This window comes from Nocardioides piscis (assembly GCF_011300215.1).
Classification (GTDB): Bacteria; Actinomycetota; Actinomycetes; order Propionibacteriales; family Nocardioidaceae; genus Nocardioides; species Nocardioides piscis.
On sequence record NZ_CP049866.1, the window covers coordinates 3732944 to 3744402 of the forward strand.

At 69.1% G+C, this 11459-nt stretch carries 13 protein-coding genes and 2 tRNA genes; 1 reads left to right on the plus strand and 14 read right to left on the minus strand.

Annotation, left to right across the window (positions count from 1 at the left end):
- Positions 1–47: 47 nt before the first annotated feature.
- The 12 genes from G7071_RS18320 to metG form a co-directional block, all read right to left on the minus strand.
- Entirely contained in the window at positions 48–362 is a 315-nt protein-coding gene (locus G7071_RS18320; protein ID WP_166320788.1) for a hypothetical protein, read from the minus strand.
- Positions 308–1207: an esterase/lipase family protein gene (locus G7071_RS18325; protein ID WP_166320789.1), complete on the minus strand. Its 900-nt coding sequence runs from the start codon at positions 1205–1207 to the stop codon at positions 308–310. Before G7071_RS18325 ends, G7071_RS18320 begins: the two co-directional genes overlap by 55 nt.
- A gap of 70 nt (positions 1208–1277) precedes the next feature.
- The gene (gene tig / locus G7071_RS18330; RefSeq protein ID WP_166320790.1) at positions 1278–2681 is read right to left on the minus strand and encodes a trigger factor; all 1404 of its coding nucleotides are present in this window, start codon (positions 2679–2681) and stop codon (positions 1278–1280) included.
- Positions 2682–2722: 41 nt separating this feature from the next.
- Positions 2723–2795, minus strand: a tRNA-Pro gene (locus G7071_RS18335).
- A gap of 46 nt (positions 2796–2841) precedes the next feature.
- Positions 2842–2915: transfer RNA gene (locus G7071_RS18340), tRNA-Gly, on the minus strand.
- Positions 2916–3022: 107 nt separating this feature from the next.
- Positions 3023–4117, minus strand: a complete 1095-nt coding sequence (locus G7071_RS18345; protein WP_166320791.1) for a PP2C family protein-serine/threonine phosphatase — start codon at positions 4115–4117, stop codon at positions 3023–3025.
- Between the two features lie 26 nt (positions 4118–4143).
- Entirely contained in the window at positions 4144–4989 is an 846-nt protein-coding gene (locus G7071_RS18350) for an Fpg/Nei family DNA glycosylase (protein WP_166320792.1), read from the minus strand.
- Entirely contained in the window at positions 4982–5491 is a 510-nt protein-coding gene (locus G7071_RS18355; protein WP_166320793.1) for a ribose-5-phosphate isomerase, read from the minus strand. The genes G7071_RS18350 and G7071_RS18355 overlap by 8 nt, the downstream gene beginning before the upstream one ends.
- A 30-nt stretch (positions 5492–5521) precedes the next feature.
- On the minus strand, positions 5522–6388 hold the full coding sequence (locus tag G7071_RS18360; RefSeq protein WP_166320794.1) for an alpha/beta hydrolase: 867 nt from the start codon (positions 6386–6388) through the stop codon (positions 5522–5524).
- A gap of 6 nt (positions 6389–6394) precedes the next feature.
- The gene (locus G7071_RS18365; protein WP_246210180.1) at positions 6395–6979 is read right to left on the minus strand and encodes an LURP-one-related family protein; all 585 of its coding nucleotides are present in this window, start codon (positions 6977–6979) and stop codon (positions 6395–6397) included.
- A gap of 9 nt (positions 6980–6988) precedes the next feature.
- Positions 6989–7453 (minus strand): GNAT family N-acetyltransferase, encoded by a 465-nt coding sequence (locus G7071_RS18370; protein WP_166320795.1) that lies wholly within the window; start codon positions 7451–7453, stop codon positions 6989–6991.
- Between the two features lie 4 nt (positions 7454–7457).
- Positions 7458–9257 carry a methionine--tRNA ligase gene (gene metG / locus G7071_RS18375; RefSeq protein WP_166320796.1) on the minus strand — a complete coding sequence of 600 codons (1800 nt, stop codon included), beginning with the start codon at positions 9255–9257 and terminating at the stop codon, positions 7458–7460.
- A 68-nt stretch (positions 9258–9325) separates the two neighbouring features.
- On the opposite strand from metG, the gene G7071_RS18380 reads away from it, so the two are divergent.
- Positions 9326–10024, plus strand: a complete 699-nt coding sequence (locus G7071_RS18380) for a GOLPH3/VPS74 family protein (protein ID WP_166320797.1) — start codon at positions 9326–9328, stop codon at positions 10022–10024.
- Between the two features lies 1 nt (position 10025).
- Here G7071_RS18380 and G7071_RS18385 read toward each other — a convergent pair whose 3' ends face one another.
- A complete protein-coding gene (locus tag G7071_RS18385; RefSeq protein WP_166320798.1) occupies positions 10026–10625 on the minus strand; it encodes a mycothiol-dependent nitroreductase Rv2466c family protein in 600 nt (199 codons plus the stop codon).
- Between the two features lie 108 nt (positions 10626–10733).
- Positions 10734–11342, minus strand: coding sequence for a hypothetical protein (locus G7071_RS18390; RefSeq protein WP_166320799.1), 609 nt, complete (start codon positions 11340–11342; stop codon positions 10734–10736).
- Positions 11343–11459 lie beyond the last annotated feature (117 nt).

The following is an 11459-nucleotide window of genomic DNA, read 5'->3' on the forward strand; positions in this document are numbered from 1 at the left end:
CACAGCACCGCCCGGGGTGGGTGGCCGGGGGCCAGCCACTGGGCGGGTCAGCCCAGCCAGCGGGTCAGGGCCGATGCGACTGTTGCGTCGTTGAGCAGGTCGAAGTGGTGTCCGCGCAGGTGCAGCACCTCGCCGGCGGGGAAGAGATCGCGACCACGGTCGTCGCGGCCGTAGGCCGAGGGCTGGCGGACCAGGAGATCTCCGAGATAGGCGCCCACGGGGTGGCGCGGGGAGGCTGTGAGGGTCGCGGAGACGAGTCGGTAGCGGGCGTGGGGCAGCGGGGCGAAGTCCTCGTCGAGGCCCTCGATCAGGTCGTCGACTCCCGCGGCCCGCTGGTCCAGGACCCGGCCGAGACCCGCCACCTCCGGGATCCGACCGAGCCGGCTGCTGCTGCGCTTGATGCCGCCGGCGAGCGGAGCCCCCAGGTGGGGCGTGCCGAGCGTGACGACGTCACTGACCCGGTCGCGCCAGGCCCACTCCCCCTGCACCGCCGTCGCGGCCCGGATGATGAGTCCCCCATGGAGTGCCCCACCAGCGCGAGCCGGGTCACGTCGGTCGGCCACTGCTCGACCAGCTTCTCGAGCAGGGCGGCCAGGGTCACGCCGTTGCTCCGCACTGCCAGACCGGTGTTCGCACGCAGCATGACGGGAGTCCATCCCCGGGCGGCGAGCTCGGTGGCATACGTCGTGCCGCGACGCGACGCGCCACGGCGCCAGTAGTTCTCGTTCTCACACAACCCGTGGAGGAACACCACGACCCGCCCGCTCGCGTCGGCGTACGTCGATGCCAACCCCTCGCTGGTCAGCGGCACGTCCCTTCCTGCAGCCCGCGGCGCCATCGTGATGGCCAGCCGAGGACGCTCCCGCTCGATGCGGTCCCCGATCAGGCCGTTGACGGCCGAGCGGACGAACTCGCTGCGAGGACTGGTCTCCAGGAGGGGGCCGGCGCCGCTGCGCGCTGCCAGGTCGAGACCGGCCGTGACTGCGCTGAGCGACACCCCGACCCCCGCATAGACCGAGCCCGCGATCAGGCGGTGGCTGCGACCGGTGACGACACTAGTAGAGCCGAGCTGGCGGTCGAGGAGGCGGTGGATCCGGTCGACGACGGCCAGGTGCGTGTCGCGCGCGGTGTCGACGAGAACCTCGTCGGTGGCTTGCGCCAGCAGGGCCAGCGCATCGAGCAGGCCGGGTTCGGTGCGCGTCGACATGGAGAAAAGCTACAGCCGTTGAGTGGACACTCGTCCACTCAACGGCTGCGGCGCGCCGATGGATCCTGGGTCAGGCCTTGTCGGGCTCGTCCGTCTCGGCGGAGGTGTCGGCGTCGGTGTCGGTGTCGGTGTCGGCCACTGGTTCGCCCACGGTGCCGTCGGGACGCAGGTTCTTCAGCTCGACCGGGTTGCCGGAGGCGTCCTTGACGACCGCCGACTCGACGATGGTCGCGAGTGCCTTGCCTCGCAGGATCTCCTGCACCATGTCCGGGATGTGGTTGTGCTCGAACATGTGGTTGGCGAACTCCTGCGGGTCCTGACCGGACTGCTGGGCACGCCGCACGAGGTGGCTGGAGAGGTCCTGCTGGTCGACGCCGATCTCCTCGGCCTTGGCCACGGCGTCGAGGATGAACTGGGCGGCGACGGCGTCGCGGACCCGACGCTCGAGGTCGGCCTCGAACTCCTCCTGGGTCTGGCCCTCGTCCTCGAGGTACTTCTCCATCGACATGCCGGCGTAGACCAGCTGCTGCTCGACGTTCTCGCGACGGGCGTTGAGCTCATCGGTGACCATCGTCTCGGGCAGCGGGATGGCCACCTTCTCCAGCAGCGACTCGAGCACGGCGTCGCGAGCCGCAGCGGCCTGCTCGAGGCGCTTGCCCCGGCCAAGACGCTCACGGACGTCGGCGGTGAGCTCCTCGACGGTGTCGAACTCGGAGGCGAGCTGCGCGAACTCGTCGTCGAGCTCGGGGAGCTGCTGCTCCTGGACTGCGGTCACCTTGACGGTCACGTCGACGGCCTCGCCGACGAGGTCGCCGCCCACGAGCTCGGAGGAGAAGGTCTTCTCGTCGCCGGCCGACATGCCCGCCAGGGCCTCGTCGAGGCCCTCGAGCATCCCGCCGCGGCCGACCTTGTAGGACATGCCGCTGACCTCGCCACCCTCCACGGCCTCGCCCTGCTGGGCGGCCGTCAGGTCGATGGTCACGAAGTCGCCCTCGGCGGCCGCGCGCTCGACGTCGACGAGGGTGCCGAAGCGCTCACGGAGGGCCTGGACCTGCTCCTCGACCTCGGCGTCGGTGAGCTCGATGTCGTCGACGCTTGCCTCGATGCCGTCATAGGAGGGCAGCTCGAAGTCGGGCTTGACGTCGACCTCGGCGGTGAACTCGAGGGTCTCGTTGTCCTCGAACTTGGTGACCTCGATCTCGGGCTGCGCGAGCGGCTCGAGCGAGTTCTCCTGCATCGCCTCGATGTACTTCTGGGGCACGACCTCGTTGACCGCCTCGTCGAGGACGACGCCGCGGCCGACCTGGCGGTCGATGACCGCCGGCGGGACCTTGCCCCGACGGAAGCCGGGGACGTTGATCTGCTGGGCGATCTTCTTGTACGCCTTGTCGAGGCTCGGCTTGAGCTCCTCGAAGGGCACCTCGATGGTCAGCTTGGCCCTGGTCGGGCTCAAGTTCTCGACGGCGCTCTTCACAGGTGGTCTCCTTCGTTGTCTTCTCGGACTTGCTTGCTGTGTCGGGGCGACAGGACTCGAACCTGCGGTCTCCTGCTCCCAAAGCAGGCGCGCTAGCCACTACGCTACGCCCCGCCAAGCGGGCCGAAATCGCTCTGGTCCAGAGCGGTTCTGACTCCCTTGGAGCGGATGACGGGAATCGAACCCGCGTAATCAGTTTGGAAGACTGAGGCTCTACCATTGAGCTACATCCGCGTTGCGCGCCTCGGTCTCACCGACAGGCTCGAGACCACTGAAATGCGCGCTGTCATGGTGCCACACGCGGCGCGATCGACCACAACCGAGCCGGTTCGTCTCGGGGCTCAGCGCCGGTGCACGAGCAGCAGCGCGCGGTCGTCGTTGCGAGAACCGATGCGCTCGATGATCCGGGCGGCACCACCCTCGAAGTCGCCGCGGAGCACCCGCTCGGCCTGTCCGAGCATCTTGTCGACGCCCAGCATGATGTCGCGGTGGGGCGTCTCGACCATGCCGTCGGTGTAGAGCAGCAGGGCGTCGCCCGACCGCATCGTGCCCGTGGCGGGCTCGTAGGTCACGTCGTCGATGAGCCCCAGGACCGGACCCTCGGCGGTCAGGGCCGACCACTTGCCCGAACCAGCAGCCCGCAGGGCCGCCGGAGGGTGTCCTGCGGAGCGGATCGCGTAGTCACCGGTCAGGAGGTCCAGCGAGAGGTGCACGGCAGTGGCGAACCCCTCGTCCCAGTCCTGTCGCATCAAGAAGTCGTTGGCAGACCCGAGGAACTCCTCAGGTGGCAGGGCACCCAGCAGGCCACCGAACGCCCCGGACAGGAGGAGGGCCCTGGTCCCTGCTCCCTCGCCCTTGCCGGACACGTCCACCACGACCACGTCGAGCCGGTCACCCTGCCGAGCCGCGACGACGAAGTCACCAGCGAAGGGCGTCCCCCCGGCTGAGCGCAGCTCGCTGCCGACGTACCAGCCCTCGGGCAGCTCGGGGATGCCTCCCTGTCGCAGGATGCGATCGCGCAGGTCGACCAGCATCGACTCTCCCTGGAGCCCCGCGACACCGAGCCTGGAGCGACGGAAGCTGGAGAGCAGGATGATGAAGCCGAGCGCGAAGAGGATCACGACCGTGACAGCTGTGCGCGGAGTGACCTCGGGCTGCTGCGGCACGAGCACGGCCAGCATCAGCAGCGACATCACCACGAACCACGGCAGCTGTCGCGGCCCCAGCACGAGGTTGGCCAGGACGAGCGGCACCACGATCGAGGTCAAGGGCGCGAAGTCGGGCAACAGATAGATGCACGCGCCGGCGATGAGCAGCAGGACGATCAGTCCTGCGAGCGGTCGGGACTCACGCGGCACGATGCCGTGCAGCGCAGACTCGACTCGCTGGTCGAGGGACGGCGATGCCGCCGCTCGACCTCCCCGGTGTTGCGTCATGTCCCTCAGTTCTCCCACGGTTGCCATCAGGATCGTACGGCGCGGGAGCGAAACCGTGGTTGACAACGCGGACACCAGAAGATGTTGCGGCCCACCAGGACGTCGGTGCGCACCCCCGAGCCGCAGACCAGGCACGGCTGGGCGGTGCGGCGATAGACGTAGACCTCGCCCCCGTGGTCGTCGCGACGTGCTTCACGACCCATGGCCTCCGGCGTGTGCTCAGGCCGGACGGTGTCGATGCGGTTGTCGCGCACCCCGTCGCTCATGAGGGCCTGCAGGTCGCTCCAGATCGCCTGCCACTGCCCCACCCTCATGGTCCGGCCCGGACGCAACGGGTGGATGCGATGGCGGAAGAGGACCTCGGCGCGATAGACGTTGCCGACGCCGGCCACGACCGCCTGGTCCATCAGCAGGTCACCGATGGGCCGGTGGCTGACCTTGATCCGGTGCCAGGCTCTCTGGGGGTCCGCGTCGGCACGGAGCGGATCCGGACCGAGCCTGCCGACGATCTCGTCGCGACGAGCGGGGCCGATCAGCTCGCACTGCGTGGCTCCGCGCAGGTCGGCGTAGGCGCGACCGTCTGCGCGCAGCAGCCGGAGGCGCACCGCGCCCACGGGCGGCAGCACCTCGCTGACGTCTGGGTGGACCTCGAACGCCCCGATCAGTCCCAGGTGCACGTGGACGAAATGATCACGCTCGAACTCCACGAAGAGGTGCTTGCCCGCAGAGTCGGCTCCCAGGAGCCGGGTGCCGTCGACGACCTCCGCGTCCGCCGAGAACCGCCCCTGGGGGCTGCCCGCCCGGACCTGGTGGCCGGCGAAGGCGGCCGTGATGTCGTCGGCCAGCCGCCGGAGGGTGTGCCCCTCAGGCACCGCTCCCGCCCTGGAGGGCCGACGCCGGCAGGGGCGGCAGCTCGCCGGTCCGGTCGTATGTCGACAGCTGCTCGATCCGGCGCACGTGCCGTTCGTCGCCACTGAACGACGTGGTCAAGAACACCTCGACGAACCGGGTCATCTCGTCCACGGAGTGCATGCGGCCACCCACGGAGACGACGTTGGCGTCGTTGTGCTCCCTGGCGAGGACCGCGGTCTCCTCCGACCACACCAGGGCGCAACGGATGCCTTCGACCTTGTTGGCCGCCATCTGCTCCCCGTTGCCCGAGCCACCGATGACGACCCCGAAGCTCGCCTGACCTTCGGCCCTGTCACCGGCGACCCCCTCACCGGCGCGCAGGCAGAAGACGGGATAGTCGTCAACGGCGTCATAGACGAACGGTCCGTGGTCGACCGGCTCGTAGCCGTTGTCGACCAGCCAGGTCATCAGGTGGTCCTTGAGCTCGAGGCCCGCGTGGTCGGAGCCGAGGTGTACGCGCATGCCCCCATTCTCGCAGGCCGTGCGCACGCCTCAGACCAGGTGCATGTCGAGGAAGGCGGCGCCCTGTCGCAGCAACGGCTCGGCAGCCGCGAACTGCGGTCGGCGCCAGAAGCCGTGGGTCTGCCCGAGGCAACGGACGGCCACGGTCTCCACTCCCGTCTCGGCGATCCGCCGGGCCAGCTCCTCACCCTCGTCGCGCAGCGGGTCGAACTCCGCGGTGGCCACGAACGTCGGCGGCAACGTGTGCAGCCGGTCGGAGAGCAGGGGCGCCAGGTCCGGGTTGGTCCAGTCGCGCCGATCGGCGTACTGCTCCCAGTACCAGCGGGCCTCGTCCCGGTCGAAGCCGGAGGACGACGCTTCGGCGTAGGACGCAAACCCTGCCGTCGGGTCGAGGAAGGGATAGATGAGGGCGACCGCGGCGAAGCGGCCCGGGTTGCGCAGCGCGGCGACGAGGGCGAGGTTGGCACCCGCGGAGTCGCCATGGGCGGCCCACGGTCCGCGGATGTCCTGGTCTGCCAACCAGTCCAGGACCGTGTCGACGTCGTCCACCGCAGCCGGGAACCGGTGCTCCGGCGGCTTGCGGTAGCCGATGCTGAGCACCCGGCGACGCGACCGGTTGGCCAGGCGTCTGCACACCTCGTCGTGGACGTCGATGTCGTTGAACACGAAGCCGCCGCCGTGCACGTGCACGATGACGCCGTCGCGCGCGTCGGCGGGCGTGAACAGGCGGCAGGGGACGCCCGAGGCATCGACGTCGCGGGCGTCCGCGACGTCCTCGCGGGGCAGCGCCAGGTTGGAGAGGCGGACCTCCTCGCGGTGGGCGGCCAGGTCGAAGCCTGGGGCTCGTACGTCGCTGTCCTCCTCAGCGGCCAGGGCCGCCCTCACCTCGGGATACATGTGGACTCAGCGGGCCATCAACGCGTCCAGGGCCACAGCGACTGCTGCTGCGACCCTGAAGTCGACGCGACGGTCGGGCACGGTGACGTTGTAGCGGTCGCCGATCGACATCTTCCGCTCGACCGAGAAGAGCGGCTGGCCGTGAGCGTCGACGAAGTCGAAGTGGACGGGCAGGAAGCTGAGGTCGGTGAAGCGGCGCAGGAGGCCGACCAGCTGGCTGCGCTCCTGACCGGTGCCGGAGAAGCCGGGGCCCTCGATGTGGAACGTGGACCGGAGCAGCGAGGCACCGAAGTCCTTGCGGAAGAAGCCGATCTGGTGACCGGCCTCGTCGGTGATGTCGTAGCCGGAGCCAAGGTCCATCACCGCGCGGGCCTTGAACCCGAAGACCGGACGCGACTTCCCGGCGTCGGAGAAGAACGTCACCTGCTCCTTGAAGGCCATCCGCTTCTGCTCCGCGAGCGCCATCAGGCGTACCGGGTTGAAGGCTTGGTCGGCCTCGGAGATCTCGTAGCGGTTGACCATCATCGTGAGCTTCTGCTTCACGACGAAGGTGGGGAGATAGATCTGGGCGGAGGGTGGCTGGTCGGTCACGACGCGAGCCTAGCCAGCCTCGGAGCCGAGCCGCTTCTCGAACCACCAGCCGGCGTCAGGGTTGCCGTTGTAGTCGTCGATCTCCAGGTAGCCCGAGGCTCGGTAGAGCCCGACGGCGGCCGCCATGTCGCGGCCGGTGTCGAGCCTGGCGACGTCCGCCCCGAGCTGGACGCCGAGCTCCTCGAGCGCGCTCAGCAGCCGCCGGGCAACACCTCGTCCACGCACGTCCGGGTCGACATACATCCGCTTGATCTCGCACACCCCGGGCGAGAGCAGGCGCACCCCACCGCATGCCACCGCGGCCTCGTTCGCCCGGCCCAGCAGCCAGCCACCGCGAGGAGGCGACAGCTGGTCGGTCGTCACGCCACCGGCCCACCCGTGGTTGAGCGTGACCCCGAGCGAGACCAGCTCCTGCTCGTACGCCGACAGCAGCCGCCGCGAGTCCGGCGAGTCGGCCGATTCGGGGGCGAACACGACCTCAGCCAAGGCGAGCGAGCTCTTCCTCGACGACCGACGGGTCGAGCTTGGTGAACACCGGCGTCGGCTTGCCGACCGGTGTCCCCACCACGACTGGTCGCGGGGCCCAGGCGGGCGTCGACGAGTAGTCGCCCGTGATGACGGGATAGGTCACCAGGCCCGCACCGTTGTCGGGGTCGAGCTCGTCGACCTGGTCGATGCGCGGCATCGGCATGAACTCCCCCTCACCTCCGAAGACGGCGTGCACCTTGTTGGCGGCGTGGGGCAGGAAGGGCGCGAGCAGGGTGTTGCAGTCGACGACACACTGGGCCGCGACGTGCAACACCGTGGCCAGTCGCTCGCGCTGCGACTCGTCCTTCATCTTGTAGGGCTCGGTGACGGTGAGATATTTGTTGACCTCACCCACGACCCGCATCGCTTCGGCGATGCCCGCCCGCAGGCGGTGGCGACCCAACAGGTCGCCAACCGTCTCGAAGCCGCCGCGGACCGCGGCGAGCACGGCTTCGTCGACCGGCTCCAGCGCCGTGGCGGCCGGTATCTCGCCGAAGCTCTTGGCGACCATGGTCGCCGTGCGGTTGACGAGGTTGCCCCAGCCCGCGACGAGCTCGGAGTTGTTGCGGGTGACGAAGTCTGCCCAGGTGAAGGCGGCGTCCGACGTCTCCGGCCCGGCAGCGCAGATGAAGTAGCGCAGCGCGTCGGGACCGTAGCGCTCGAGGAAGTCGCCGACATAGAGCACGTGGCCGCGCGAGGTGGAGAACTGCTGGTCGCCCATCGTGAGGTATTCGGACGAGACCACCTCGGTGGGCAGGTTGAGGACACCGAGGTCCCCCGGCTCCCCGCCGCGCGTCCCCTGGCCGTTGTAGGCGAGCAGCTCGGCGGGCCAGATCTGGGAGTGGAAGACGATGTTGTCCTTGCCCATGAAGTAGTAGGACAGCGACTCGGGGTCGTTCCACCACGCCCGCCACGCCTCGGGGTCGCCCGACCGCCGCGCCCACTCGATCGAGGCCGAGAGATAGCCGACGACCGCGTCGAACCAGACATAGAGCCGCTTCGTCGGCTGGTCCTCCCAGCCCGGGACCGGGATCCCCCAGTCGATGTCGCGCGTCATCGCTCGCGGCCTGATCTCCTTGAGGATGTTCTGGCTGAACCTGATCACGTTGGGACGCCAATGCCCCTCGGCCGCACGTGCGTCCAGCCACCGGGTCAACGCGTCGGCCAGGGCAGGCAGGTCGAGCAGGAAGTGCTGGGTGTCGACGAACTTCGGCGTCTCGCCGTTGATCTTCGACCGGGGGTCGATCAGCTCGGTCGGGTCGAGCTGGTTGCCGCAGTTGTCGCACTGGTCGCCGCGCGCATCGGCATACGAGCAGATCGGGCACGTGCCCTCGATGTAGCGGTCGGGCAGGGTCCGTCCCGTGGAGGGGCTGATCGCCGCCTGCGTGGTCTGCTCGACCATGTAGCCGTTGGCCAGGCACACCTCGAACATGGACTGGACCACGGAGTAGTGGTTGCCGGTCGTGGTGCGCGTGAAGAGGTCGTAGGACAGTCCGAGCCCGGCGAGGTCCTCGACGATGATGGCGTTGTTGGTGTTGGCCAGGTCGAGCGCGCCCACGCCCTCCTTGTCGGCGGTCACCAGGATCGGAGTGCCGTGCTCGTCGGTGCCGCTGACCATGAGCACGTCGTGGCCGGCCATCCGCATGTAGCGGCTGAACACGTCGGACGGCACTCCGAACCCGGCCACGTGGCCGATGTGGCGCGGGCCGTTGGCATAGGGCCAGGCAACTGCGGAGAGGACGTGTGTCATGCGGGGAATCCTAGTGACGCCCCGCTGGCCAGCCGCACCGCACCGACGGCTGCGCTAGCGTCAGCGCCGTGTCGACGCTGATCGCCGAAGACCTGCTGCTGCTCCTCCTCGACGACGAGACGGGCCGCCTTGCCCACTCGGACAAGATCCGGCCGCTGCTCGGCGGCGCGCTGCTCATCGAGCTCGCGCTGGCGGGCCGGGTCGAGGTCGAGGACAAGACCAGCATGTGGAGCACCGCGAAGGTGGTGGTGCCCGAGACACCGCCGCCCGACGACCCGGCGGCGCAGGACCCTGTGCTCGGAGCCGCACTGGAGCTGGTCCGCGACCGGCCGCGGGCTGCCAGGGACCTCGTCGACCGGCTCGGCAAGGGCTCCAAGGAGACGCTGCTCGACCGGCTCGCCGATCGCGGTCTCGTCCGTCCGGTCACCGGCAAGGTCCTCGGGCTCTTCCCACGGACCACCTGGCCGGCCATCGACCGGGAGCACGAGGCAGCCGTGCGCAGGCGACTGCAGGATGTCCTGGTGCAGGGCCTGGTGCCGGACGAAAGAACCGCTGCCATCGTCGCCCTGCTGTCCACGGTCGATCACGCCCACAAGGTCGTCGACCGGGGCGACCTCTCGACCAGGCAGGTCAAGAAGCGGGCCAAGGAGATCGCAGCGGGCGCCTGGGCGGCGCAGGCCGTCAGGGACGCGGTGAAGGCTGCCCAGGCGGCCACGACCGCCGCGGTCGTGGCAGGCGCGACCGTGGCCGCCGCCGCGGGCGGCTGACTCAGCTGAAGTCGAGGTCGCCGGAGCGGGTGCGCTTGAGCTCGTAGAAGTAGGGGAACTTGGCCACGGCCACGCACCCGTCCCACAGGTCGACCGCGTCCTGACCCCTGGGGATCTTGCTCAGCACCGGGCCGAAGAACGCTGACCCATCGATGTGGATCGTCGGCGTGCCGACGTCGTCCCCCACTGCGTCCATGCCCTCGTGGTGGGACTTCGCCACCGCGTCGTCGAGGGAGGTGTCGTCCATCGCCTCGACCAGGTCGGCGTCCATCCCGGCCTCGGCCAGGGCTGCGACCACCATCTCGCGGTCGAGGGCGGCGCCCTGCAGGTGGATGCGGTTGCCCATGGCGGTGTAGAGGTCGAGCAAGCGGGTGTTGCCGTGACGCTCCTCGGCGGCGATGCAGACGCGGACCGGGCCCCACGCGGGCTCGAGCATCTTGCGGTAGTCGTCGGGGATGTCCTTGTCCTTGTTGAGGTATGCCAACGACATCACGTGCCACGTCACCTCGATGTCGCGCTGTTCCGCCACCTCCAGCAGCCAGCGCGAGGAGATCCAGGCGAACGGGCACAGCGGGTCGAACCAGAAGTCTGCAGCAGTCATGCGTCTCACGTTAGGGCACGGCTCCTGAGCGCGCCCGACCTGAGCAGGGCACAAGGAGCGGCCCGGTGAGACCGGGGCCGCTCCTTGTGGTGCTGGGGTGTGGCGCGATCAGGCCTTGGGACTGAACTTGGCCGTCATCGTGTTCCCCGGTCCCGGGACGATCGCGTTGATGATCGGCGTGACCAGCAGACCGCAGCGGGCGAACTTGCCGAGCTCGTAGGTGCCGCTGAAGGTGCTGCCGTTGATCAGGTCGACCGTGCCGCCGATGCTGGTGGTGACGGGCTGGGCGGTCTGGCAGGTGTTGCCCACCAGGTTGAGCCACGGAGCGATGACCGGTCGGATGGACACCAGCTGAACGTTGAAGGACGCCACTGTCGAAGCCTGCATCGTCGCGAGGTCGACGGTGCCGGTCACCGGGGCGGCCTGCTTCATCGCGAACGTGATGTTCGCGAGCGGAAGCTGCCCGATGTCGAGGCGCTTGCTGGCCTGCGGGAGCGACAGGTCGCCGCTCAGCTCACTGGTCCCCAGGTCGAAGCCACCGACGAACGAGCCGGTGGGGATGACCACCGTCTGGTCCAGCTTCTTCAGCGTCGTGGTCGCGTCGACCTTCCAGTCGATCGGGACGACCGGGTCGGCGTGGGCCGGCGCCGCCGACAGCGCCCCCACCCCGATGACGCCGATCGAGACCACGCGAGCGATGAACCTCTTGCCAAGCATATTTTTCTCCCTCCCAGAAGAAACACGGTGTGTGTCGGGGCTCAATGTGACCGGTTTTGCATTTGGTGTCAACGAAGTTGTCACCGCGCGTTACATCTGTTGCCAAACTGGGGAGAA

Excerpts from the sequence above, each read along its gene's own strand:
- G7071_RS18325 (WP_166320789.1), bottom strand. The coding sequence starts at position 1,207 with ATGTCGACGCGCACCGAACCCGGCCTGCTCGATGCGCTGGCCCTGCTG.
- G7071_RS18345 (WP_166320791.1), bottom strand. The coding sequence starts at position 4,117 with ATGACGCAACACCGGGGAGGTCGAGCGGCGGCATCGCCGTCCCTCGAC.
- G7071_RS18355 (WP_166320793.1), bottom strand. The coding sequence starts at position 5,491 with ATGCGCGTACACCTCGGCTCCGACCACGCGGGCCTCGAGCTCAAGGAC.
- G7071_RS18360 (WP_166320794.1), bottom strand. The coding sequence starts at position 6,388 with ATGTATCCCGAGGTGAGGGCGGCCCTGGCCGCTGAGGAGGACAGCGAC.
- metG (WP_166320796.1), bottom strand. The coding sequence starts at position 9,257 with ATGACACACGTCCTCTCCGCAGTTGCCTGGCCCTATGCCAACGGCCCG.
- G7071_RS18385 (WP_166320798.1), bottom strand. The coding sequence starts at position 10,625 with ATGACTGCTGCAGACTTCTGGTTCGACCCGCTGTGCCCGTTCGCCTGG.
- G7071_RS18390 (WP_166320799.1), bottom strand. The coding sequence starts at position 11,342 with ATGCTTGGCAAGAGGTTCATCGCTCGCGTGGTCTCGATCGGCGTCATC.